The following is a 23,422-nucleotide window of genomic DNA, read 5'->3' as shown; positions in this document are numbered from 1 at the left end:
CGCTATCCGCTCAGAGCGTCGTTGACGCATACGCCGACGATCGGGACGCAGAGGCCCGGCTTCGTGGGCTTCGTGGGTGTGGTCGTGTCGCCGGGGTCGGTCGGTGTGGTCGGTGAGTCGGGTGCGGTCGGCTGCTGAGGGGCTGCCGCCGGGGGCCGGGTGGGCGCCGGAGCGCTGGGGCTGAGGGTTTCCGGAGCGCGGGGCGCCGTGGAGGCGTCCCGGGGCGGTGGGGTCCTGGGCAGGTCGCGGGCACCGGGGGCGGAGGGGATGTCCACGCCGATGGAGGGGGCGGGCTGGTAGCCGGACGGGGTCGGCGTGGGGGCCGGCGCTCCCGATGAGGGCGGCTGCTGGGTGGGCGTGGGCTTTCCGGCGCCCATGGGGGTGTCGGCGGTCGGGGTGCCCGCGTCGGGGGAGGGCTCGCCGCCCACGGTGGTTCCCGCCCCGGTCGCCCCGTCCGTGATGTCGTCCGCCGCGCTCGGTGCCGGGCCTGCCGCGCCGACGCTGCCGACCGGGTCCGACGCCAGCCGTACGAGGCTCAGCGCACCCGCCGCCAGCGCCATCCCGCCCACCGCGAACAGCAGCTTCCGGGGCCGGGGCCGCCGGTGCCGGCCCCGCGGGCGGGGGGCGGGGCCGGCCTGGGGCGAGTGTCCTGTGGAGGCGCCGGCTGTGGTCGCGGAGAGGGCGGCGGAGAAGGGTGTCGTGTGGCCGGAGGGGGTCGTGGACGGCTTCCAGGGCGGCGAGGGCGCCGTCGGCCCCGGGGGAGCTCCTGGCGGCGTGGCGGCCGTCTGGCCGGTGGGAGGCGCTGCTGCCGTCGGTGACTGCGGTGACTGCGGTGACTGCGGTGCCTGCGATGACTTCGGTGATTGCCGTGGTTGCTGTGCCTGCGGTGGCTGGTGTGGCGCCCGTGGTGTGGTCTGCGTCGGCCTGGTGGCCGTGGTCGTCGTCATGGTCCGTCCCTCCCCTGTGCGCCCGTGTCCCTCGGTGCGCCTATGGCGGAGCGCAGGTTATGCGGCGCGGTGGGCGGTGTGGCCGGAGAAGGCCCGGATGTCACCCGTACGGGGAGAAGGTCGCCGGGGCAGGTCAAGGGACGGTTCCGTGAGCACTCCCGTTGGAGTGGCCGACGGGCGCACGGCTGACGCTGCCGTCTGCCGGTGGACTGCCTGCCGGTAACCGTCTGCCGTGGAGTTGCCTTCCGGCGCATCCGGAGCCCGGCCAGGGTTTCGTTCGGTGGGGGTGACTGGGATGATCGGGGTGGTTGTTAACTGTCGTTAACCGGGAGGGTGTCATGGGTGAGGGTGTGGAGCAGGCGGGGGAGCGGCGGTTCGGGGAGTTCGTCGTGGTGCGGCGGCACGGCTATGTCGCCGAACTCGCGCTGGACCGGCCCAAGGCCATGAACGCCGTGTCGACCGACATGGCCCGCTCCGTCGCGGCGGCGTGCGGCGCGCTCACCGCCGACCGGGACGTACGCGTCGTCGTGGTGACGTCGACGCACGAGCGGGCGTTCTGTGTGGGGGCCGATCTGAAGGAGCGGAACTCCTTCAGTGACGCCGACCTGGTGCGGCAGCGGCCCGTCGCGCGCTCCGCGTACACCGGCGTGCTGGAGCTGCCGATGCCCACGATCGCCGCCGTGCACGGCTTCGCGCTGGGCGGCGGCTTCGAACTGGCCCTGTCCTGCGACCTGATCGTGGCCGACCGTACGGCGGTGGTGGGGCTGCCCGAGGTGTCGGTGGGGGTGATCCCGGGCGGTGGGGGCACGCAGCTGCTGCCGCGTCGGGTGGGGGCCGCGCGGGCGGCCGAGCTGATCTTCACGGCGCGGCGGCTGGAGGCCGAGGAGGCGCGGGAGCTGGGGCTCGTGGACGAGTTGGTGGAGGAGGGGCGGGACCGGGCGGAGGCGTTGGCGCTGGCCGAGCGCATCGCCGCGAACTCACCGGTCGGGCTGCGGGCGGCCAAGCGCGCGCTGCGGCTGGGGCACGGGCTCGACCTGCGGGCCGGTCTGGAGGTCGAGGACGCGGCCTGGCGCTCGGTCGCGTTCTCGGGCGACCGGGCCGAGGGTGTGGCCGCGTTCAACGAGAAGCGGAAGCCGGCCTGGCCGGGGGAGTGAACGAGCGCGAGCGCCCTGCGGTGAGGAGCGGGCTGAGCGCTCGGGTCTGCCGCAGGACCGGTGGCCGGTCTGTCGTAGGGCGGTGTCGGTCGACGGGGAGGCGGACGTCCTCCGTGCACCGTGCGGGCCGTGCCTCCTGTCGTGGGCCCGAGCGGCGCCGCGCGACCTCCGGTGGTGGTGGGGCCGGGTCGTGTGCGCCGGTGTCGCGGGGGTGTGCCCTCGTGGTCGTCTCGTGGCCGTTCGGCTCCGGTGTCCGTGGTCCGTACCCCTGTTCGCCCCACTAACGTCTCGAATCAGGGCAAAGCTACCTAGCCTGGGGTGATGGGAGAGGACAGGCGGCTGAGGGCCGTGGTCGCGTTGGCGCGGGGGATGGCGGGGGCGCGTACGTCGCCGGAGACGTGGTGGGCGGCCGCGGACGGATCGTGCCGGGCGCTCTCGGGGAGCTTCGCCGCGCTGTCCGTGTGGGAACGGGAGCGCGGGCTGCTGCGGGTGCTGGTGAACGTGGGGAACCGGGCGGCGGACGAGGAGGAGTTCCCGGAGGACGAGACGTACCCGGTGCACGAGTTCCCGGAGATCGCCGAGTTCCTGCACGAACGGTGGCTGGAGGGCGGTGAGCCCAACGCCTGGGTGGAGACGGCCGCCGGGCCGGTCGGCGGTCGGCGGCCCGGTGGCTACTGCCATCAGCGGGTCGCCGCGCTGCGCCGGCGCGGACGCGGCTGCTGCGTGGTGGCGCCCGTGGTGCTGAACGGCCGGGCGTGGGGCGAACTGTATGTGGCCCGGCCCGCCGGGGAGCCCGTCTTCCACGGTGACGACGCCGCGTTCGCCACGGTGCTCGCCTCGGTCGTGGCGGCCGGTCTGGCGCAGTCCGAGCGGCTGGAGGAGGCCCGGCGGCTCGCCTTCACCGACCCCCTCACCGGACTGGGCAACCGCCGCGCGGTCGACCTCCGGCTCGACGAGGCGATGGAGGCGTACCGGCGCGACGGCACGGTGATCAGCCTCGTCGTCTGCGACCTCAACGGGCTGAAGAAGGTCAACGACTCCTACGGGCACGCCATGGGCGATCAGCTGCTGGAGAGGTTCGGTTCCGTGCTGTCGCGCTGCGCGGCCGAACTGCCTCGGGTGCTGGTCGCGCGGCTCGGCGGGGACGAGTTCTGTCTGCTCGCGGTGGGGCCGTCGGCGGACGACGTGGTGCGGGTCGCCGGGGATCTGTGCGTGCGGGCGCGGGAGCTGGAGCCGGGCGACGGGGTCGCCTGCGGGGTCGCGTCCACCGGCGATCCGATCGGGCCGCTGCGCTCGGCCCGGCGGCTCTTCCGGCTGGCCGACGCGGCGCAGTACCGGGCCAAGGCCGCGGGGTCCGTCGAGCCGGTCGTCGCGGGACGCGAGGGGGAGGGTGCCGAGGATCCCGTGGTCAGCCTCGCCGACCGGCCGCCCGCGCCGGTCGACCCCGCGCACCCGGGGGACCGGCGCCGCATTCGAGGGCGCCGGTCCTAGGGCGGGCCGCGCGGCGGGTCGAGTCGGCGCGCGGTCCTGGGCTGCCCACGGCCAAGGGGGAGTGGGCCGTGGGCCGGTCCGAGATCTCGACCCTACGCTCCTGTGCGGACCCCTAACGCTCTGACCTGGGGATTCTGACCAATCTCTGAGCAAGCTCGGATCGTTCTGGGAGCGGATTCCGATCTACGCGGATTGCGGATCGCGGTGGGTAAGGAGCCCCTCCCTGCTTCGGTCGTGACATTCGACGATTCAGTCCCTACGATCCTGAATATGGATATGCACTCTGTGGACACGGTGGTCCTCGGGACGTCCGGGGTCACCGCGGCCGACGTCATCGCCGTGGCGCGCGCCGGCGCCCGGGTCGAGCTCTCCCACGAGGCGGTGGCCGCCCTCGCCGCGGCACGCGAGATCGTGGACGCGCTGGCGGCCAAGCCGGAGCCCGTCTACGGCGTCTCCACCGGCTTCGGCGCCCTCGCGACGCGGCACATCAGCCCGGAGCTGCGCGCCAGGCTCCAGCGCAACATCGTCCGCTCCCACGCGGCCGGCATGGGACCGCGCGTGGAGCGCGAGGTCGTGCGCGCGCTGATGTTCCTGCGGCTGAAGACCGTCTGCTCCGGCCGGACCGGCGTACGGCCCGAGGTCGCGCAGACCATGGCCGACGTCCTCAACGCCGGTATCACACCGGTGGTGCACGAGTACGGCTCGCTCGGCTGCTCCGGCGACCTGGCGCCGCTGTCGCACTGCGCGCTCACCCTGATGGGCGAGGGGGACGCGGAGGGTCCCGACGGGGTCGTACGGCCCGCCGGTGAGCTGCTCGCCGAGCACGGGATCGCTCCCGTGGAGCTGCGCGAGAAGGAGGGGCTGGCCCTCCTCAACGGCACCGACGGCATGCTCGGCATGCTGGTCATGGCCCTCGCCGACCTGGAACTGCTGTACACCTCGGCCGACATCACCGCCGCGATCTCGCTGGAGGCGCTGCTCGGCACGGACCGGGTCCTCGCGCCCGAGCTGCACGCCATCCGTCCGCACCCGGGGCAGGCCGCCTCCGCGGCCAACATGCTCGCCGTGCTGAAGGGATCGGGGCTCACCGGGCACCACCAGGACGACGCGCCCCGCGTGCAGGACGCGTACTCGGTGCGGTGTGCTCCGCAGGTGGCCGGGGCCGGGCGGGACACCGTCGCGTACGCGCGGCTCGTCGCGGAGCGGGAGTTGGCGGCGGCGGTCGACAACCCCGTGGTCCTCCCGGACGGGCGGGTGGAGTCCAACGGCAACTTCCATGGCGCGCCGGTCGCGTACGTCCTCGACTTCCTCGCCATCGCGGTGGCGGATCTCGCGTCGATCGCGGAGCGGCGGACGGACCGGCTGCTCGACAAGAACCGTTCGCACGGGCTGCCGCCGTTCCTCGCGGACGACGCCGGGGTCGACTCCGGGCTGATGATCGCGCAGTACACGCAGGCGGCGCTGGTGAGCGAGTTGAAGCGGCTGGCCGTGCCGGCCTCGGCCGACTCGATCCCGTCCTCCGCGATGCAGGAGGACCATGTGTCGATGGGGTGGGCGGCCGCGCGGAAGCTGCGGACCGCCGTGGACGGGCTGGCCCGGGTGCTGGCGGTGGAGCTGTACGCGGGGACGCGGGGGGTCGAGCTGCGGGAGGGGCTGGTGGCCGCGCCTGCCACTCGGGCCGTGGTGGCGGCGGTGCGAGGGGCCGGGGTCGAGGGGCCTGGGCCGGATCGGTTTCTCGCGCCTGATCTGGCGTTGGCCGAGGGGTTCGTGCGGGACGGGCGGTTGGTGGCGGCGGCGGAGTCTGTCACCGGGGTGCTTGCCTGAGTTGTCTCGCCCCCGCCGCCCCTGCCCGTCCCGTCACCAAGGGGCTGCGCCCCTTTGACCCCCATCCGCGGGTCCGGTGGGGCTTCTCGCGCAGTTCCCCGCGCCCCTGAAGGGCCTCCGGCCCTTTCGGGCCGAAAAGCACGGGGCGCAGCCCCTGCTTTTCAGGGGCGCGGGGAACTGCGCGACCAGCCCCCGCCCACCCGCAGACGACTACACGCCCCCGACCGGGCCGAGATCCTCGCGCTCGCGGCGGATCGCGTATGCCAGGAAACCGGCTCCTACGCCCAGCATCGCGGTGCCGCCGATGACGTACGGGGTCGTGTTGGGGCTACCCGTGTCGGCCAGTTCGCGGGTTTCGGAGGTGGTCGTCTCCGTCGTCGTGGACGCGTTCGTCGTCGTCCGGTCGCGTATCGCCGCCTCGTCCTGGGTCGCGTTGGCGGACGGCACGAACCAGAGGGCACCCAGCAGGGTGCCCGCGGCGGTGGCGGTCAGCAGCGATCGGCGGGTGGTGGACGACGCGCGACGTGCGACGGACACGGAATATCGATCCCCTTGTGGCGCTGGCGAATTGGCCTAGGGAGCGATGCTAATGAAAGGCGCGGGTCGTGGGAAAGTCGCGTGACCTGTGAGCCGTACGCTCCGGAGCATGAGCACAACGGAGACATCACAGTTTGTCCGGCTTCGCGTCGAGTTGGTGGTCGAGGTCGAGGATGTGGAGGCCGTCACCGGCGCCGCGTTGCGGCGGATCGCGGACGACCCCGATATGCCCGCCGATGAGCGGGTACACGCCGAGAGTGCGGTGACGGAGGACACAGCGGAGGCCCTCGCCTATCTGGTCGACCCGTTCGACCTGGTCGGGGAGGTGCCGGGGGTCGAACTCGCCCAGGCCTCCTGGAGCAGCGAAGGCATCGACTACGACCCCGATTCGCCGGAATGGGGTCTCGACGAGGATGATGATCGGGAGGACGAGGAAGACCGACTCGGCTGAGCGGCTTGGGAGATTGATGGCCCCGGGCGGCAACCGCTGCCCGGGGTTCTTTCGTCTCATGGGTCGCACCAGTCACTAGTGCACCGCCGCCGGGTCGCCGTCGATCCGTTGCGGGTGGAGTGGCGTATCCCACATCTCCGCTTCGGCGGAACGGCTCGGTGCCGTAGTGGTGTTTAAGTGCTTACGGGGATCTTCGGGGTTTTGGGGATTCGGCAACGATGGAGAAGCGTGTGATGACGAACAGTAAGCGGCGCAGGGGCCTCACGGTCGCGTCCGCACTGCTCGGCGGGGTGCTGGTGCTCTCTGCGTGCAGCGGGGGTGACAGCGACAACGCGTCCGGGAACGACGGCGGGGACTCCTCGCAGGCCCAGGCCGACAAGGCGGCGGCCGAGAAGACCTCCGAGGCGGACATCAAGATCACGCCGAAGGACGGCTCGGACAACGCCTCCATCAACAACTCGGCCAAGGTCACCGTGAGCAAGGGCACGCTCACGGACGTGAAGATGACCACCTCCGAGGGCACCGCCGTCGAGGGCGAGATATCCGCCGACAAGAAGAGCTGGGCCCCGAGCGTTCAGCTGGAGCGGTCCACCAGCTACAAGATCACGGCGGCCGCCGAGGACTCCAAGGGGCGCGAGGCGCACGAGAACTCCTCGTTCACCACGGTCTCCCCGGCCAACAGCTTCATCGGCAACTTCACGCCCGAGGACGGCTCCACGGTCGGTGTCGGCATGCCGGTCTCGATCAACTTCGACAAGGCGATCACCAACAAGGCCGAGGTCCAGAAGGGGATCACCGTCTCCAGCAGCTCCGGCCAGGAGGTCGTGGGGCACTGGTTCAACGCCAACCGCCTCGACTTCCGCCCCGAGGACTACTGGCAGGAGAACTCCACCGTCACCCTGAAGCTCGCGCTCGACGGGGTCGAGGGCGCCGACGGTGTCTACGGTGTGCAGCAGAAGACGGTCACCTTCAAGATCGGCCGCAACCAGGTCTCCGTCGTCGACGCCAAGACCAAGCAGATGAAGGTCATGCAGGACGGGAAGGTCGTCAAGACCATCCCGATCTCCGCCGGTTCGCCCGAGAACAAGACGTACCAGGGCGTCATGGTGATGTCGGAGATGTTCAAGGAGACGCGCATGAACGGCGCGACCGTGGGCTTCACCGACGACGACGGCAAGGGCGAGTACGACATCAAGGACGTGCCGCACGCCATCCGCCTCACCACGTCCGGGACGTTCATCCACGGCAACTACTGGGGCGCCGACTCCGTCTTCGGCAACGTCAACACCAGCCACGGCTGTGTCGGTCTGAACGACACCAAGGGTGCCAACGACAAGGGCACGGCGGGCTACTGGTTCTACAACAACTCGATCGTCGGTGACGTCGTGGACATCCGGAACACCGGTGACAAGACGGTCGCCCCGGACAACGGCCTCAACGGCTGGAACCTGGACTGGGCCGCCTGGAAGGCCGGCTCGGCGGTCTGATCCGCAGTCACTCGCACGTCGTCGATGCCGTCCCCGGGCTCCCCGGGGACGGCATCGGTGTCTGAGGGGTTCCTGTGGGTGGCATCGGTGTCCGCGGGGTCGGTGTCCGCGGGGGCGCGCACCGGGTTCTCATCAGGCTCTTATCGCGGGCTTATGCCTTCATCACGCGGCGTACCTAGCTTGCCGCCATGTTCTTCACCTACCTGAGGCGCGAACTGCGCCGCCGCAGAAAGGCGGCGCTCGTCGTCGCCTCCGGCCTGGCCCTGGGCATCGCGCTGGTGATCGTGGTCGGTTCCGTGTCCTCGGGCATGGAGAAGGCCCAGGCCAAAGTGCTCGAATCCCTGTATGGCCTGGGCACGGACATGACCGTCACCAAGGCCGCCGCCGCGCCCGGCGAGAACGGCGGCGAACGCCCCCGGTTCGAGTTCGACGCCCAGGACGACGACTCCGACGAGGAGCAGAGCAGCGACCTCGTCCGGGTCCAGGGCTTCCAGACCCTGGCGAGCTCGACCGTCACCGAGGTCGGTGAGCAGCAGGGCGTCGCCGAGGCCGTCGGTGGCCTCAGTCTCCAGGTCATCAAGGTGGACGGGCAGTTCCGGCGCGGACAGTTCCAGCAGGACGAGGCGTCCGGGGGCCAACAGCAGGGCGTACCCGGCGGCGGTCAGAACGGCGGCACCGGGCAGCCCCAGGGACGGGTCGAGGGCGGCGGCGCCGAGTTCGACGTCGACAACTACTCCGTCTACGGCACGGACGTCACCGAGCCCGAGCTGGGCCCGCTGACCTCCTCGAAGATCACCAGCGGTCGTACGTTCAAGTCGTCCGAGACCGACGCCAAGGTGGTCGTCGCGGACAAGTCGTACGCCAAGGAGAAGGAGCTGAAGGTCGGGAGCAGCGTCACGATCAACAGCGTCACGTACGAGCTCATCGGGATCGCGACACCCGACAGCGGGGACGCGGCGGCCAACCTCTACATGCCGCTGAAGCAGGCGCAGACGCTCAGCGACTCCAAGAACAAGGTCACCACGATCTACGTCAAGGCGAGCGACTCGCAGCAGATCGACAGCGTCAAGGCGGCCATCCAGAAGAACATCGACGGGACCACCGTCACCACCTCCGCCGATCTCGCCGCCACGGTCTCCGGGTCGCTGTCCACCGCGTCCGACCTCGCCTCCAACGTCGGCAGGTGGCTGTCGGCCGCGGTGCTCGTGGCCGCCTTCCTGGTGGCCGGGCTGCTCACCTCGTCGGCCGTGTCACGGCGGGTGCGGGAGTTCGGCACCCTCAAGGCGCTGGGATGGAAGTCGGGGCGGGTGACCGGGCAGGTCGTCGGCGAGGCCGTCGTCAACGGACTCGTGGGCGGTGCGCTCGGGATCGCGCTGGGGCTCGCCGGGGCCTATGCGGTGACGGCGATCAGTCCGACGCTCCAGGCCGAGGTCGGGGCGACCGGCGGCGGGTTCGGCGGCGGACCCGGTGGGGGCGGCTTCCCGGGCGGAGGCGGTCCCGGTGGTGGGCAGCAGGCCGCGTCGAACGCGCTGGAGGTGGCTCTCACGGCGCCCGTCAGTGTGACGACGATCGGGGTCGCGGTGGGGCTCGCCGTCACGGGCGGGCTGATCGCGGGGGCGTTCGGCGGGTGGCGCGCCTCGCGGCTGCGGCCGGCGGACGCGTTGCGGCGCGTGGAGTAGCGGGACCGGCCGGCCGCACGGCCACCCCGGCCGCCCGGCGGCCGAACCAGCTACCAACCCTCTTACCTCTTCCGGGAGTTGTACATGTACGTACTCAGCGGCGTCACCAAGCGGTACGCACGCGGCAAGGACACCGTCACCGCGCTCGACGCGGTCGATCTCACCATCGCCGACGGGGACCGGCTGGTCATCCAGGGGCCCACCGGCGGTGGGAAGTCCACGCTGCTCCAGATGCTCGGGGGGCTGGACAAGCCGTCCGACGGGAGCGTCGAACTCGACGGGACCGATCTGGCGCGGCTGTCGGAGGCGAAGCTCACGAAGGTGCGCAGCGAGAACATCGGCTTCGTCTTCCAGAGCTTCAACCTGATCCCGACGCTGACCGCGCAGGAGAACGTCGAGACCGCTCTCGTGCCGCTCGGGGTGAAGGCGAAGGAGCGGCGCGAGCGGGCCGCCGAGGCGCTGGAGTCGGTGGGCCTCGGCGAGCGGCTGGGGCACCTGCCGGCCGAGCTGTCGGGTGGGCAGCAGCAGCGCGTCGCGATCGCCCGTGCGCTGGTGAAGCGGCCGAAGGTGCTGCTCGCGGACGAGCCCACCGGCAACCTCGACGAGTCCACGCGCGACGAGATCATGGAGGTCCTTCAGACGCTGTGGAAGGAGCACGGGCTCACTTTCGTCATGGTCACCCATGACTCCGTGCTGGCGAAGAAGGCCCCCCGGGTCGCGACGATCCGCAAGGGGCGGATCACGGTGAAGGAGAACGCCAAGGCGTGAAAGGAGCCTGCCAAGGCGTGAGAGGAGACCGCTAAGGCGTGACGGGGGCGCGTGCGGGTCGCGGCCGGCCCGTACTTCGCCGCTTTGCGCCCAGCCGCGAGGCGTGTGGCACGAGTTGACCCCCGGTCATACTGCGTAGACCGGGGGGAATTGACGCGTATGTGTGCGGACGGTCCCCTGGCCGGATTAACCGGGTCAACCGGAACAGCGGGCTCAAGGGGGAGACTTGCGCAGACACGTCAAGCGTGCGCGTACGGCCGTGACCGCCCTGGCGTCGGCCGTGGTGGTGACGGCGGGCACGACCGTGGGGACGGCGGCGGGCACGACCGTGGGGACGGCGGCGGACACGACCGTGGGGACGGTGGCGGGCCTGACCAGCCCGGCGTCCGCGATATCCGAGCGCGCCCCCGGCGCGACTCCGTTCGGCGGCCCCGACACCCGCGGCGCGGGAGGCAGGGTGAGCCACCGCATCACCCTCGTCACCGGTGACCGTGTGCTCGTCGACGACGGGGGCCGGGTGCTGGGCCTGGAGCGGGCGAAGGGCCGGGAGGGTGTGCCGGTGCAGGTCCGCACGGCCCACGGCCACACCTATGTGCTGCCGGCCGACGCGGCCCGGCTCATCGCCGGCGGAAGGGTCGACAGACGGCTCTTCGACATCACCGTGCTGAACCGGTCGGCGACCCGCACCTCGCAGAAGCAGGGCCTCACCCTGATCGTCGGCTACGCGGGAACCGCGGCGGGCGCCCGCGCCGACGTCCGGGACGCCGGCGACACCAGGGTCCGGCGCACCCTGAAGACCCTGAACGCCGACGCGGTGCTCACCCCGAGGGACGACGCCGCCGAGCTGTGGAAGGCGGTCACCGACGCCGACGGCACCACCGCCACCGGGGTCGCGAACCTCTGGCTGGACGGCGTGCGCAAGGTCGCCCTCGACACCTCGGTCGCCCGGATCGGCGCCCCGAAGGCATGGAAGGCGGGCTTCGACGGCAAGGGCGTCACCATCGCCGTACTGGACACGGGCGTCGACGCCACCCACCCCGACCTCAAGGGCCAGGTGGCGGCCGCCAAGAACTTCTCCACCTCGCCCGACACCACCGACAAGTACGGCCACGGCACGCACGTCGCCTCGATCGCGGCGGGCACCGGGGCCAGGTCCAAGGGCAGGTACAAGGGCGTCGCGCCCGGCGCCGAACTGCTCAACGGCAAGGTGCTGAGCGACGAGGGCTTCGGTGACGACTCCGGCATCATCGCGGGCATGGAGTGGGCCGCCGAGCAGGGCGCCGACGTGGTCAACCTCAGCCTGGGCGGCGGCGACACCCCCGAGGTCGACCCGATGGAGGCGATGATCAACAAGCTCTCCGCCGAGAAGGGCATCCTCTTCGCGGTCGCCGCCGGCAACGAGGGCGACGGGGAGCGGACGGTCGGCTCGCCGGGCAGCGCGGCCGCCGCCCTCACCGTCGGCGCCGTCGACGACAAGGACAGGATCGCCCCGTTCTCCAGCCGGGGCCCCGGCATGGACGGACAGATCAAACCCGACGTCACCGCGCCCGGCGTCGGCATCACCGCCGCCGCGGCCCCCGGCAGCGTCATCGACGAGGAGGTCGGCCAGCGGCCCGAGGGGTACCTGACCATCTCCGGCACCTCGATGGCGACCCCGCATGTCGCGGGCGCCGCCGCCCTCCTCAAGCAACAGCACCCGGACTGGACGTACGCCGAACTGAAGGCCGTCCTGGTCGCCTCCGCCAAGGGCGGCCCGTACACGCCCTTCGCGCAGGGCTCGGGCCGTATCCGCGTCGACAGGGCGATCAAGCAGAAGGTCGTGGCCGACCCGGTCTCGGTCGACCTCGGGGTCCAGGAGTGGCCGCACGCCGACGACAAGCCGGTGACCAGGAAGCTCACCTACCGGAACCTCGGCACCAAGCCCGTCACCCTCGGCCTCTCGGTCACCGGCACCGCCCCGAACGGCAAGCCCGCCCCGGCCGGCTTCTTCCGGCTCGGCGCGAAGAAGGTCACCGTCCCGGCGGGCGGCCGGGCCTCCGTGAAGGTCACCGCCGACACCAGGCTCGGCGGCACCCTCGACGGGGCCTACACCGCGTACGTCGTCGCCGAGGGCGGCGGGCAGGGCATCCGCACGGCGGCGGCCGTGCAGCGCGAGGAGGAGTCGTACGACGTCACGCTGAAGGTGATCGGCCGGGACGGCCGGCCCGCCGCGCACCACATGCTCGACCTGACCGGCATCGCGGGGCTCGCCGAGGGCACGTGGTTCACGCCGTACGACAAGGACGGCACGGTCGATGTACGGGTGCCGGAGGGGACGTACGTCTTCAACGCCGGCATCGTCGTGGACCCGGAGGACTACGGCGAGGGAGCGGCCTGGCTGTCACGGCCGAAGTTCACCGTCGACCGGAGGACCACCCTCACCCTGGACGCCCGCGCGACGAAGCCCGTGGACATCACCGTGCCCGACACGACCGCCGAACCGGCCTTCGCCGCACCGGAGTTCACCCTGGAGTCCGGCGGCAGCGGGTACACCTTCGGATGGCTGCTCGACACCTATGAGGGGTTCCGCACCGCGCACCTCGGTCCGGAGACCGGCGGCGGCCGGCTCAGCCAGAGCTGGGTGGGCCAGTGGACGAAGGGCGACACCGAGCAGTACGCCGTCGCCACCGGGGGCAAGGTCACGAAGCTCGCCACCGGCTTCACCAAGCGCTGGAAGAAGGGCGAACTGTCCACCGTGAGGGCCGGCCTGGGCTCGTCCGCCGCGGGGAAGACGGGCGCCGTCATCCCCTGGGCCTGGCTTCCCGGCAGCTCCGGCTCACCCGCCGTCGCCGTCCCGCAGCCGCTGCCCGGCACCCGCACACTGCACCTGTCCGCCGTGCGCGGGGTGAAGTGGAGCCTCGACTTCGAGCAGTACGGCGCCGAGGACGACCAGGGCTTCCCGCTCCTGGACGCGTACTACACGACCGGCGACAGCCTCACCTTCAAGGCCGGCCGGACGTACGCACAGACCTTCAACGTCGGGGTCTTCGGCCCCAAGATCACCGGGTTTTACGGCATCCGCCGCGACCGGAACCAGATCTACGGACTGCTGCCGATGTTCGCCGACGGGCGCGGGCACGCCGGGGCCTCCTTCTACGAGAAGGTCACGACGGTCCTCCACCGGGGCGGCGAGAAGATCGCCACCAGCGAGGACGCGCTGGACGGGTCGGGGCAGTTCACAGTCCCGGCGGGCCTCGCCACCTACCGTCTGACGACATCCATCTCCCGCTCCGCCGAGCTGGCCGGGGCCGCCTCCCGGATCGACGCGAGCTGGACCTTCACCTCGGGGAAGACCACGAGCGACGTGAAACTCCCGGTCTCCACCGTCCGTTTCGGCGCCCCGTTCCTGGGACTCGACAGCACCGCCCCGGCCGGCAGCGAGGGCACCGTCCGCGTCACCGTGCAGGGCGCGGCCAGGGGCGGGAACCTCAAGTCATTGGCCGTGCACGTGTCCGGTGACGGCAAGAAGTGGACGAAGGTCGCCCTGAAGAACGGCCGGTTCACCCAGAAGGCTCCGGCGGCGGGGAAGAGCGTCTCCCTGCGCGCCGTGGTCACCGACAAGAAGGGGAACCGGTCGACGGTGACGATCCACGACGCGTATTTCGGCAGGTGAGGGACGCGCGCTGACCCGTCCGTACGACGGACGCGTCCTGGACCGTCCGCGCGACGGACGCGTCCTGACCCGTCCCGCTCGGGCGGCGCCGTGGCACCCGGCTACGGCGCCGCCGTCGACGCGCGGGTCGCGTCCGTGCCCCAGCTGGCCAGCAGACGCAGGGCGTCGGCGGAGGGCGAGCCCGGCTCGGCGTGGTAGGTGATCAGGTTCTGCTCGTGGTCGTCGGGCAGGCTGAACGTCTCGAAGGAGAGGGTGAGTGCACCGACCAGGGGGTGGTGCATGCGCTTCACTCCGTGGCTCTTCTCCTTCACGTCGTGCGTCGCCCACAGCCGCCGGAACTCGTCGCTCTTCACCGACAACTCGCCCACCAGCGCCGACAGTTGCGGATCGTCCGGATGGCAGCCCGCGTCCATCCGCAGATAGCTGACCATGTCGGCCGCCTTCTGGTCCCAGTCGACGTACAGATCACGGTAGTCGGGCCGCAGGAACACCATCCGCGCCCAGTTCCGCTCCTGCGCCGGCAGCGCCGACCAGTCCCCGAACACAGCCGCCGCCATCCGGTTCCACACGAGGATGTCCGAGCGCCGGCCGGTGACGTACGCGGGAATGCCGTCCAGGCTGTCGACGAGCTGCCGCAGGGCGCTGCGCACCTGCTGCGGCCGGGCCGACCGCTTCTTCTTGTGCGCCTTCGGCTTCGCGAGGTGGGTGAGGTGCGCGTGCTCGGCGTCGTTCAGCCGGAGGGCGCGCGCGATGGAGTCGAGCACCTCCGCCGACACATTGCGCCCGTTGCCCTGCTCCAGCCGCGTGTAGTACGCCACCGACACACCGGCCAGCTGCGCCAGCTCCTCCCGGCGCAGCCCGGGAACCCTCCGGTGCCGCCCGAAGGCCGGCAGGCCCACGTCCTCCGGCCGCAGCCGGGCCCGCCGGGTGCGCAGGAACTCGCTGAGCTCGGCACGCCGGTCCAGCGCCCCGGCGGCCTGACCGGTCTGGGGCTCCCGCGCGGCTTCGGGCTGTTCGTCCATACGGCAAGTATTCATGGTCGTACGACCACACACGCCTGTGAGCCTGACCCCACCAGTGGTAGGACCAGCGGACGTACGCAAAGCCGTGACCTGGGTGACCTCCGGGGTCTGGGGCAGGCTGGTCCTGCGGCCGGCTGGAAGGCAGGCCGGCCGCAGGACGAAGATCAGGAGAATTCCGGCATGACCACCACTGTTGCCGCCTACGCGGCGCCCGCAGCCAAGGCTCCGCTGGAGCGCACCACGATCGAGCGCCGCGAGGTCGGCGAGTTCGACGTTCTGATCGACATCAAGTACGCCGGTATCTGCCACTCGGACATCCACCAGGCCCGTGAGGGCTGGGGCGAGGCGATCTTCCCGATGGTCCCCGGCCACGAGATCGCCGGTGTCGTCGAGGCCGTCGGCTCCGGCGTCACCAAGTTCGCCGTCGGTGACAAGGTCGGCGTCGGCTGCATGGTCGACTCCTGCCGCGAGTGCGAGAACTGCCGGGCGGGCCTGGAGCAGTACTGCCTCAAGGGCAACGTCGGCACGTACAACGCCATAGGCAAGGACGGCGAGCCCACCTACGGCGGCTACGCGGAGAAGATCGTCGTCGACGAGGCCTTCACCGTACGCATCCCCGACGGCATCGCCCTCGACGAGGCCGCGCCCCTGCTGTGCGCCGGCATCACCACGTACTCGCCGCTCAAGCACTGGAACGCCGGCCCCGGCAAGAAGGTCGCCGTCGTCGGTCTCGGCGGCCTCGGCCACATGGGCGTCAAGCTCGCGCACGCGCTCGGCGCCGAGGTGACCGTGCTGTCGCAGTCCCTGCGCAAGCGGGAGGACGGCCTGAAGCTGGGTGCCGACCACTACTACGCGACCAGCGACGAGGCGACGTTCAAGGAGCTGGCGGGCACGTTCGACCTGATCCTGTCGACGGTCTCGGCCCCGCTGAACCTGGACGCGTACCTGTCGCTGCTGAAGACCGACGGCGCCTTCGTGAACGTCGGCGCCCCCGAGGAGCCCGTCGCCCTCAACCTCTTCTCGGTCATCGCCGGCCGCAAGACCCTCGCGGGCTCCGGCATCGGCGGCATCCAGGAGACCCAGGAGATGCTGGACTTCTGCGCCGAGCACGGCCTCGGTGCCGAGATCGAGCTGATCCGCGCGGACCAGATCAACGAGGCGTACGAGCGGGTGCTGGCGAGCGACGTGCGCTACCGGTTCGTGATCGACACGGCGACGATCTGAGCGCGTCGGTTCGCGTCGGACGGGGCGGTCGCGGCGTGTCCGGCCGCGGGTGAGTCGTGTCCGGCCGCGGGGTGAGTGGGGGCTGGTCGCGCAGTTTCCCGCGCCTCTCGAGCGGCACGGGGCTGCGCCCCCGTGCCGCTTGCCCCGTGGGGGGTGCGGCCCGACGATGGAGGGAACGGGAGAGAGACAGGCGGCCGCGACGCGATCACCACCCGGGGGGCTTGCGAGGTGTGAGCGACATGCCCCTGCAGAAGACCCGTCCAGGCACGGTCCACCGGCTGCGCCCGGACATCAGCGTTCTCGCCGACAGCCTGGAGGTGCCGGGGATCGGGCACATCCCGGTGAACGCGTTCGTCCTGCTGTCCGCCCAGCCGGTCGTGGTCGACACCGGCCTCGGCCTGCCCGACCGGATGTTCGTCGAGACGCTCGGCTCGGTGCTGGACCCGCGGGACGTGCGCTGGATCTGGCTCACCCATCCCGACCGGGACCACACGGGCGGCATCTTCGACCTGCTCGCGGCGGCGCCCGACGCACGGGTCGTGACGACCTTCATCGGCGCGGGGATCCTCTCCTGCGAACGCCCGCTGCCCCTCGACCGCTGCTACCTGCTGAACCCCGGCGAGACGATGGACATCGGCGACCGCACGCTCACCGGCTTCCGCCCGCCCCTGTTCGACAACCCCGCCACCGTCGGCTTCTTCGACGACCTCACCGGCGTCTGCTTCAGCTCCGACTGCTTCGGCGCGCCGCTCCCCACGGCGGACCTCGCCCAGGCCGGCGACGTCCGGGACATCGCCGTCGACGATCTGCGCACCGCCCAGCTGCTGTGGGCCACGGTGGACAGCCCCTGGGTCAGGACGGTCGACATGGACAAGTACCTCGCGACCTTCCAGCCGCTGAAGGACCGCAAGCCGGACCTCGTCCTCTCCACCCATCTGCCCCCGGCCGCGGGGATCACCGGCTCACTCCTCGACACCCTCACCACGGCCCCGGACGCCCCACCCTTCACGGGCCCGGACCAGGCGGCCCTGGAACGCATGCTGGCCGACTTCGAACCGGACGGCGGCGGCCACGGGTCCTGAGGGCCGTCGCCGCCGGGGCCGCCCGGAATCGCTCGGAGCGCTCGCGCGTTGAGGACGGTGGGCATCGGATGACGGCGGTGTGCGAAACGAGTACGCCGAGTCACCGAGCTGACTTGTATGGGAGGGTCGCGATGACCGCGCAGACGCAGAGGGCCGTGCTGGCCGGCGGATGTTTCTGGGGAATGCAGGACTTGATCCGCCGGCTCCCGGGGGTGACGGCGACCCGGGTCGGCTACACCGGGGGTGACGTGCCGAATGCCACGTACCGCAACCACGGCACGCACGCGGAGGCCATCGAGATCCTCTTCGACCCCGAGAGGACCGACTTCCGCGCCCTCCTGGAGTTCTTCTTCCAGATCCACGACCCGAGCACCCGGAACCGCCAGGGCAATGACATCGGTCTCAGCTACCGCTCGGCGATCTACTACGTGGACGACGAGCAGAAGCGGATCGCCGAGGACACGATCGCCGATGTGGACGCCTCCGGTCTGTGGCCGGGCAAGGTCGTCACCGAGGTGGAGCCGGTCGGCCCCTTCTGGGAGGCCGAGCCCGAGCACCAGGACTACCTGCAGCGTTACCCGGACGGCTACACCTGCCACTTCCCGCGCCCGGGATGGCGGCTGCCCGCCCGCACGGAGAGCTGACCGCGAGACGGCCCGGCGCAGGGCGGAGGCTCCGCGGCCGGGCTGTGCCGAGCCCTGGGCCCTGGCCCAGGGCGGCCCGCTCAGTCGGCCGACGCCGCCACCGCCGCTGCCGACGCGTTGCGGATCCGGCAGTAGTGCGCGGCCATCGCCTCGCCGTCGCCCTGGTAGCGCCACGGCAACGCGTTGACGTACCCGTCGACCAGCCTGAACTGTTCGAGCGCGGCGTCGTCGCGGTCCTGGAGGGAGAGGTAGTACGCGAGGAGGTGCCTCAGCTCCGGCAGACGGGGGTGCGTCGGGTCGGCCGCGGCCGCGTCCGTGAGACCGGCGTCCACGCGGCCGATCATCCTCGGGGTACGGTCCGCCTCCGCGTCGTCCGACGTGTCGTGCTCGAAGTGCGCGATCAGGGGGAACGCGGTGAGCAGGCTGCCCAGCGGTGCCTGGGCCGCCGCGCGCTCGGCGAACTCCGTCGCCAGCTTCTCCGAGCCCCGCCACTTCGCGCACCAGTACTGGAGCGCCGAGAAGTGGGCCTCGTAGTGGTGCGGCGCGCGAGCCGTGATCTCCGACCAGAGCCGGTCCATCTCGGAGTGCGGGTAGCCGAGCCCGAGCGCGACCCAGATCTCGGTGATGAACGGCGTGGGGTCGTCGGGGTTGAGCGCCGCCGCCCGGCCGATCTCCTCGCGGGAACGTTCCAGCATCCGGTGGAAGCCCTGGAACTGCTCACCGGTCGTGTACTTGGCCCGCTTCCCGCCGCGCAGGTCCCAGGCCAGGATGACCGTGCTCCGGGCACGGACGACGGCGGCGTCCGGGTCGTCGGGACGGTCCGCCTCCCACGCGAGCAGCCAGTCGTCCTCCTTGGCCGCGATCTCGCCCAGCAGATACGCGGCCAGGGACCGGCGCTCCCAGTCCCGGCCGGTGTCGTGCATCAGCTTGGCGGCCGCCTTCCAGTCCCCGCCGCGGACGGCGGCGAGCGCCGAGTCCACCTCGGCCGGGAGCGGGCCCGCGAACTCGGTGTTCTGCCGCTCGGCCGGCAGCAGCCCCATCGATTCCGCGATGTCGGGGTCGATGTCGCCGCCGGCGCGGAAGAACTCCTTGAGGAACACCCCGGCGATCCACAGCCCGAAGAGCAGGGTCGGTACCGCCAGGACGGCCAGTATCCACAGCAGTACGGTCATCGCGGTGCGTCCGTTTCTCGGGCGGCGGGGCCCTGGGGGGTGGGCAGCAGTGTGCGCAGCGGGCGGGTGTCGGGGTGGTCGGCGACGGCCGCCTCGATCGCGGCGCCGAGGTCGGTCTCCGTGCCGTCCGGGGCGGGCGCCAGCCGTACCGAGGCCGGTTCCGACCAGGAGAAGTCCCAGCTCAGCCGGGAGTGGGCGCTCAGCTCGGCCAGCACCATGCCCTGCAGCGCGTCGGCCAGCGCGGGCCGCACGAACTCACGGAAGGCCCGCCCCTGCGCCTCCGCCGCCTGGTCCGACAGCGGCAGCCGCCGCGCCAGCTGCCACAGCTGACCGTCGTCGATCACCTTGAGCAGCGCGGCCAGCGTCGGGTGTTCCTTGGTGTACATGGCGAGCGCCCGGTGCAGCGGGGTGTCGAGGGAGGCGAAGTTCGCGACCATCGACCCGTCGAGCAGTGCCTGCCAGTCGGCGGTGCGCCCGAACCGCAGCACGTCCTCGGTGAGGACCGCGTCCTCCAGTGCCGCGAGGGTCCGGTCCGGGTCGGCGAGCAGGCCGAGGGCCGCGCCCCGGGCCTCGTCCGCGCGGCCGTCGGCGGGCAGCGCCTCGATCCGCTCGACGCGGTCGGCGATGGGCGGGTGCGAGTCGTAGGGGGAGGCCGGCTCGGTGGGCAGGTCGGTGCGCAGGCCGACCAGTTCGAGCTGGCGGGCGGAGAGCATCCGGCCGTAGCCGCCGAAGAACTCGCCGCGCGGCGGCATCAGCCGGGCCTCGGCGCCGAGCGTGGCGTAGCTGTTCATGTAGAAGTCGTACGCCGCGTCCAGGGCCGGTATCTCGCGCAGCGCCGACGCGGTGGCGTCCCGGCCGGCGACACGGACGGACGCGAGGTCGGCGGCGTACTCCTGGCGGCGGGAGCCGGCGAGCGTGGCGCGGATGTACAGCTTGGCGTAGCCGATGTAGATCTTCGCCATCACGCGGTACGTGACGCCCGCGTGCCGGGTGTCGATCTCGCGGGTCTTCTTCCCCTTGGCCGCGGCCTTGGCGTTCTTCTTCTCCTGCCGGGCCCGTTCGCGTCCGGCGGTCCTGTCGGCCCGCTCCTCGAAGTGCCGGACGGTGCGCAGCACCTGGGCGCGGCCGCGCACGGTGAGGGCGGCGAGCCGGGTGTCGGAGTTCGAGTAGTGGCCCAGTTCGTGGGCGAGGACCGCGCGCAGCTGCGCCTCGGTCAGGCCCTGGAGCAGCGGTACGCCGAGGTAGAGGCGGCGCGTGCCGGGCAGCAGGCCGAGCAGCCGGGCGTCCTCGGCGACCGCGGCGTTCACGTCGGCCGTCAGGACGATCCGGGAGGGCGCCCGGGTGCCGACCTGTTCGGCCAGCTCCCTTACGGTCCGCCACAGTTCGGGCTCGTCGGCCTCCGTCACCGGCAGGCCCGGCAGTTCCTCGCCCTTCGGTGTCCGCAGCATGAACAGGCCGCGGACCAGCGGGATCGCGAGCAGTACGGAGACCAGGTACAGCTTGGCGGCGACGCCGGACGGAGCGTGCAGGTGGAGCAGGTAGTCGGCGCCGGCGAGCGCCGCGAGCAGGATCACGCCGAGCAGATAGAAGCCGGCGAGCAGCACGAGGGCGCGCAGTGCGCGCAAGGTCGCGCCCATTGGGCAGTCTTCCCCCCACGGAAAGATCGCGAACGACGATCATGTATACGGTGAAAACGGGTGGTCAGGGAGGCTCTGAGGCGTGTCCATGACCAAAGGTGTGAGGGGCGGAGTATTTCGCACGGGTGTGCGGGGTCGCAAGGGCTTACTGGAGGGGCCGCGCCTCTCGCCGGGGGTCAGTGCAGCAGCGTCGCCGGACTGCCGCCGTTCGCCTCGTACCCCGCCACCGCCAGCGCCCGGTACAGCGCGTAGTCCGCCGCCGGGTCGGAGGTGAGGGTCCAGGGGAGCGCGCCCACGTGGCCGTCGACGTGCACGAGCTGGTTCATGGCCTCCGACCAGCGCTCGGAGCGGACCAGGAACAGGACCAGCAGATGGCGGACATGGGCCAGCATCGGATCGTCGGGCCGCGCCGCGTGCACCGCGAACAGGGCGCCGTGGATCGCCTTGGTGACGACCTCGCTCTCGTAGAAGCCCTGCACCAGGTTCACCTCGGGCAGGTGCTCGAAGACCGCGAAGAGCGGCATGGCCGCCAGGAGCGAACCCTGCGGCGCGCGGGCGGCGGCCGCCTCGGCGAAGGAGTACGCCAGCTCCCGCGAGCCGTGCCACTTCTCGCACCAGTAGTGCAGGGCCGCCAGGTGCGCGCCCATGTGCGCCGGGGCCCGGTCGAGGATCTTCAGCCACAGCTGCTCGAACTCCTCGCGGGAGTACTCCAGCCCGCGTGCCACCGACAGCTCGATGATGTACGGGATCGGGTCGCCCGGGGCCAGCAGCGCCGCGTCACCGCACGCCGACCTGGCCTCCTCCATGATGATCCGGAAGTCGTCCGTGCCCGGCGTCGACGTCCGCCACGCCTGCTGTACCAGGAACTCCGCGTGCACCGCCGCACCGCCCGCGTCCTTGGGGGCCTCCGCGCGCCACACCCGCAGCCACTGTCCGCCCGGCGTCTCGCCCACCCCGCCGGGACGCTGCGCCAGCTCCAGCGACGCCGCGCCCGCGAACGCCTGCACCCGCTGCCATCTGACCTCGCCGACCGCGTCCGTACCGGCCAGCAGCTGCTTCGCCGTGCGGTAGTCCTGGGAGCGCTGCACCACGTCCAGCACGTCCAGCAGATCCTGGTCCGGCCCCGGCATCCGCACGTCCAGCAGCTCCTGGCGCACGAACCCGTAGTTCGCCGGGTCCGCCGCGTCCGGATGCCCCGCCTCGACCTGCTGAATACCGGCCCGCCGCCGCGCCACGATCGGCCACATCACGAACCCGATCATGAGCATCGCCATCAGGACCCAGAGAATCTCCATGCGACAAGGGTTCCAGACGCCGCCGACAATTGCCCAACCCGGTCGGGGTCGCGCCCCGCAAGGGGCGCGGGGCGGTGTCGATCTGCGGCTCCGCCGCGTGGGCGCGACCGGTCACGAACCACCCGCAGCCGCCGAACCGCAGGACCTCCCGAGCTGCAAGGCGCCCGGCATCCGCGCGGAGCGCTTAGGCTCGATACCCATGAGCGACACCCACCACAGCCAACACTTCGAGACCCTCGCGATCCACGCGGGCAACACCGCGGATCCCCTCACCGGCGCCGTCGTCCCGCCGATCTACCAGGTCTCGACCTTCAAGCAGGACGGCGTAGGCGGCCTGCGCGGCGGCTACGAGTACAGCCGCAGCGCCAACCCCACCCGCACCGCGCTGGAGGAGAACCTGGCCGCCCTGGAGGGCGGTCGCCGCGGCCTCGCCTTCGCGTCCGGACTGGCCGCCGAGGACTGCCTGCTGCGCACGCTGCTCAGCCCCGGCGACCATGTGGTCATCCCCGACGACGCGTACGGCGGCACGTTCCGCCTCTTCGCGAAGGTCGTCTCCCGGTGGGGCGTGGACTGGTCGGTGGCCGACACCTCCGACCCCGCGGCCGTCCGCGCCGCCATCACCCCCAAGACGAAGGTCGTCTGGGTGGAGACCCCCTCCAACCCGCTGCTCGGGATCACCGACATCGCGCTCGTCGCCCAGGTCGCCCGTGAGGCCGGCGCGAAGCTGGTCGTCGACAACACCTTCGCCACCCCCTACCTGCAGCAGCCGCTCGCGCTCGGCGCGGACGTCGTCGTGCACTCGCTCACCAAGTACATGGGCGGCCACTCCGACGTCGTCGGCGGCGCCCTGATCGTCGGCGACCAGGAGCTGGGCGAGGAACTGGCGTACCACCAGAACGCGATGGGCGCGGTCGCCGGGCCCTTCGACTCCTGGCTGGTGCTGCGCGGCACCAAGACGCTCGCCGTCCGCATGGACCGGCACAGCGAGAACGCCACCACGGTCGCCGACATGCTGACCCGGCACCCGCGCGTGTCGAGCGTGCTCTACCCGGGCCTGCCCGAGCACCCCGGGCACGAGGTCGCCGCCAAGCAGATGAAGGCGTTCGGCGGCATGGTGTCGTTCCGGGTCACCGGTGGCGAGGAGGCGGCCGTCGCGGTCTGCGACCGCGCCAAGGTGTTCACCCTCGGCGAGTCCCTGGGCGGCGTCGAGTCCCTGATCGAGCACCCGGGACGCATGACGCACGCCTCGGTGGCCGGTTCGGCCCTGGAGGTACCCGCCGACCTCGTCCGCCTCTCCGTGGGCATCGAGAACGTCGACGACCTCCTGGAGGACCTCCAGCAGGCCCTGGGCTAGCC

General features: G+C 71.7%; 18 protein-coding genes. 12 read left to right on the top strand and 6 right to left on the bottom strand.

Features of this window, described 5'->3' with window-relative positions; translation table 11 throughout:
• Positions 1-2: 2 nt before the first annotated feature.
• Positions 3-560: a hypothetical protein gene (locus ACZ9QC_RS14655; RefSeq protein WP_472920544.1), complete on the bottom strand. Its 558-nt coding sequence runs from the start codon at positions 558-560 to the stop codon at positions 3-5.
• A gap of 725 nt (positions 561-1,285) precedes the next feature.
• Here ACZ9QC_RS14655 and ACZ9QC_RS14650 point away from each other — a divergent pair.
• The 3 genes from ACZ9QC_RS14650 (at position 1,286) to hutH (ending at position 5,416) form a co-directional block, all read left to right on the top strand.
• A complete protein-coding gene (locus tag ACZ9QC_RS14650; protein ID WP_472920543.1) occupies positions 1,286-2,101 on the top strand; it encodes an enoyl-CoA hydratase/isomerase family protein in 816 nt (271 codons plus the stop codon).
• A gap of 321 nt (positions 2,102-2,422) precedes the next feature.
• Positions 2,423-3,592, top strand: coding sequence for a GGDEF domain-containing protein (locus ACZ9QC_RS14645; RefSeq protein WP_230219756.1), 1,170 nt, complete (start codon positions 2,423-2,425; stop codon positions 3,590-3,592).
• A 285-nt stretch (positions 3,593-3,877) separates the two neighbouring features.
• A complete protein-coding gene (hutH, locus tag ACZ9QC_RS14640; RefSeq protein WP_472921690.1) occupies positions 3,878-5,416 on the top strand; it encodes a histidine ammonia-lyase in 1,539 nt (512 codons plus the stop codon).
• A 210-nt stretch (positions 5,417-5,626) separates the two neighbouring features.
• On the opposite strand, the gene ACZ9QC_RS14635 is transcribed toward hutH, so the two are convergent.
• On the bottom strand, positions 5,627-5,953 hold the full coding sequence (locus ACZ9QC_RS14635; RefSeq protein WP_472920542.1) for a hypothetical protein: 327 nt from the start codon (positions 5,951-5,953) through the stop codon (positions 5,627-5,629).
• Positions 5,954-6,062: 109 nt separating this feature from the next.
• On the opposite strand from ACZ9QC_RS14635, the gene ACZ9QC_RS14630 reads away from it, so the two are divergent.
• From ACZ9QC_RS14630 to ACZ9QC_RS14610, 5 genes are all read left to right on the top strand, one after another.
• Positions 6,063-6,404 (top strand): hypothetical protein, encoded by a 342-nt coding sequence (locus ACZ9QC_RS14630; RefSeq protein ID WP_215448721.1) that lies wholly within the window; start codon positions 6,063-6,065, stop codon positions 6,402-6,404.
• Between the two features lie 218 nt (positions 6,405-6,622).
• Positions 6,623-7,891, top strand: a complete 1,269-nt coding sequence (locus tag ACZ9QC_RS14625; RefSeq protein WP_472920541.1) for a L,D-transpeptidase — start codon at positions 6,623-6,625, stop codon at positions 7,889-7,891.
• A gap of 188 nt (positions 7,892-8,079) precedes the next feature.
• Positions 8,080-9,570 (top strand): ABC transporter permease, encoded by a 1,491-nt coding sequence (locus tag ACZ9QC_RS14620; RefSeq protein WP_472920540.1) that lies wholly within the window; start codon positions 8,080-8,082, stop codon positions 9,568-9,570.
• 84 nt (positions 9,571-9,654) lie between these two features.
• On the top strand, positions 9,655-10,338 hold the full coding sequence (locus ACZ9QC_RS14615) for an ABC transporter ATP-binding protein (RefSeq protein WP_472920539.1): 684 nt from the start codon (positions 9,655-9,657) through the stop codon (positions 10,336-10,338).
• Between the two features lie 226 nt (positions 10,339-10,564).
• Positions 10,565-13,990, top strand: coding sequence for a S8 family peptidase (locus ACZ9QC_RS14610; protein ID WP_472920538.1), 3,426 nt, complete (start codon positions 10,565-10,567; stop codon positions 13,988-13,990).
• Positions 13,991-14,091: 101 nt separating this feature from the next.
• Here the strand turns inward: ACZ9QC_RS14610 and ACZ9QC_RS14605 are convergent, their stop codons facing one another.
• Positions 14,092-15,012 (bottom strand): helix-turn-helix domain-containing protein, encoded by a 921-nt coding sequence (locus tag ACZ9QC_RS14605; RefSeq protein WP_472920537.1) that lies wholly within the window; start codon positions 15,010-15,012, stop codon positions 14,092-14,094.
• 180 nt (positions 15,013-15,192) lie between these two features.
• Between ACZ9QC_RS14605 and ACZ9QC_RS14600 the strand changes: the two genes are divergently transcribed.
• The 3 genes from ACZ9QC_RS14600 (at position 15,193) to msrA (ending at position 17,962) form a co-directional block, all read left to right on the top strand.
• Entirely contained in the window at positions 15,193-16,236 is a 1,044-nt protein-coding gene (locus ACZ9QC_RS14600) for an NAD(P)-dependent alcohol dehydrogenase (protein WP_472920536.1), read from the top strand.
• A 239-nt stretch (positions 16,237-16,475) separates the two neighbouring features.
• Positions 16,476-17,318 carry an MBL fold metallo-hydrolase gene (locus ACZ9QC_RS14595; protein ID WP_472920535.1) on the top strand — a complete coding sequence of 281 codons (843 nt, stop codon included), beginning with the start codon at positions 16,476-16,478 and terminating at the stop codon, positions 17,316-17,318.
• Between the two features lie 131 nt (positions 17,319-17,449).
• Positions 17,450-17,962: a peptide-methionine (S)-S-oxide reductase MsrA gene (gene msrA, locus ACZ9QC_RS14590; RefSeq protein WP_215448729.1), complete on the top strand. Its 513-nt coding sequence runs from the start codon at positions 17,450-17,452 to the stop codon at positions 17,960-17,962.
• An 80-nt stretch (positions 17,963-18,042) separates the two neighbouring features.
• Here msrA and ACZ9QC_RS14585 read toward each other — a convergent pair whose 3' ends face one another.
• The 3 genes from ACZ9QC_RS14585 to ACZ9QC_RS14575 all read right to left on the bottom strand — a co-directional run bounded on the left by ACZ9QC_RS14585 (position 18,043) and on the right by ACZ9QC_RS14575 (position 22,066).
• The gene (locus ACZ9QC_RS14585; RefSeq protein WP_472920534.1) at positions 18,043-19,134 is read right to left on the bottom strand and encodes a hypothetical protein; all 1,092 of its coding nucleotides are present in this window, start codon (positions 19,132-19,134) and stop codon (positions 18,043-18,045) included.
• Positions 19,131-20,771: a M48 family metalloprotease gene (locus ACZ9QC_RS14580; RefSeq protein WP_472920533.1), complete on the bottom strand. Its 1,641-nt coding sequence runs from the start codon at positions 20,769-20,771 to the stop codon at positions 19,131-19,133. The genes ACZ9QC_RS14585 and ACZ9QC_RS14580 overlap by 4 nt, the downstream gene beginning before the upstream one ends.
• A 176-nt stretch (positions 20,772-20,947) precedes the next feature.
• The gene (locus ACZ9QC_RS14575; protein ID WP_472920532.1) at positions 20,948-22,066 is read right to left on the bottom strand and encodes a hypothetical protein; all 1,119 of its coding nucleotides are present in this window, start codon (positions 22,064-22,066) and stop codon (positions 20,948-20,950) included.
• A 199-nt stretch (positions 22,067-22,265) separates the two neighbouring features.
• Between ACZ9QC_RS14575 and ACZ9QC_RS14570 the strand changes: the two genes are divergently transcribed.
• On the top strand, positions 22,266-23,420 hold the full coding sequence (locus tag ACZ9QC_RS14570) for a cystathionine gamma-synthase (protein WP_472920531.1): 1,155 nt from the start codon (positions 22,266-22,268) through the stop codon (positions 23,418-23,420).
• The last annotated feature ends 2 nt before the right edge of the window (positions 23,421-23,422 follow it).

Source organism: Streptomyces sp. HUAS MS02 (assembly GCF_055702265.1).
This window is presented reverse-complemented; position numbering and strand designations above follow the sequence as displayed.

Excerpts from the sequence above, each read along its gene's own strand:
- ACZ9QC_RS14655 (WP_472920544.1), bottom strand. The coding sequence starts at position 560 with ATGGCGCTGGCGGCGGGTGCGCTGAGCCTCGTACGGCTGGCGTCGGAC.
- ACZ9QC_RS14650 (WP_472920543.1), top strand. The coding sequence starts at position 1,286 with ATGGGTGAGGGTGTGGAGCAGGCGGGGGAGCGGCGGTTCGGGGAGTTC.
- ACZ9QC_RS14645 (WP_230219756.1), top strand. The coding sequence starts at position 2,423 with ATGGGAGAGGACAGGCGGCTGAGGGCCGTGGTCGCGTTGGCGCGGGGG.
- ACZ9QC_RS14630 (WP_215448721.1), top strand. The coding sequence starts at position 6,063 with ATGAGCACAACGGAGACATCACAGTTTGTCCGGCTTCGCGTCGAGTTG.
- ACZ9QC_RS14625 (WP_472920541.1), top strand. The coding sequence starts at position 6,623 with ATGGAGAAGCGTGTGATGACGAACAGTAAGCGGCGCAGGGGCCTCACG.
- ACZ9QC_RS14620 (WP_472920540.1), top strand. The coding sequence starts at position 8,080 with ATGTTCTTCACCTACCTGAGGCGCGAACTGCGCCGCCGCAGAAAGGCG.
- ACZ9QC_RS14615 (WP_472920539.1), top strand. The coding sequence starts at position 9,655 with ATGTACGTACTCAGCGGCGTCACCAAGCGGTACGCACGCGGCAAGGAC.
- ACZ9QC_RS14605 (WP_472920537.1), bottom strand. The coding sequence starts at position 15,012 with ATGGACGAACAGCCCGAAGCCGCGCGGGAGCCCCAGACCGGTCAGGCC.
- ACZ9QC_RS14600 (WP_472920536.1), top strand. The coding sequence starts at position 15,193 with ATGACCACCACTGTTGCCGCCTACGCGGCGCCCGCAGCCAAGGCTCCG.
- ACZ9QC_RS14595 (WP_472920535.1), top strand. The coding sequence starts at position 16,476 with ATGCCCCTGCAGAAGACCCGTCCAGGCACGGTCCACCGGCTGCGCCCG.
- msrA (WP_215448729.1), top strand. The coding sequence starts at position 17,450 with ATGACCGCGCAGACGCAGAGGGCCGTGCTGGCCGGCGGATGTTTCTGG.
- ACZ9QC_RS14585 (WP_472920534.1), bottom strand. The coding sequence starts at position 19,134 with ATGACCGTACTGCTGTGGATACTGGCCGTCCTGGCGGTACCGACCCTG.
- ACZ9QC_RS14580 (WP_472920533.1), bottom strand. The coding sequence starts at position 20,771 with ATGGGCGCGACCTTGCGCGCACTGCGCGCCCTCGTGCTGCTCGCCGGC.
- ACZ9QC_RS14575 (WP_472920532.1), bottom strand. The coding sequence starts at position 22,066 with ATGGAGATTCTCTGGGTCCTGATGGCGATGCTCATGATCGGGTTCGTG.
- ACZ9QC_RS14570 (WP_472920531.1), top strand. The coding sequence starts at position 22,266 with ATGAGCGACACCCACCACAGCCAACACTTCGAGACCCTCGCGATCCAC.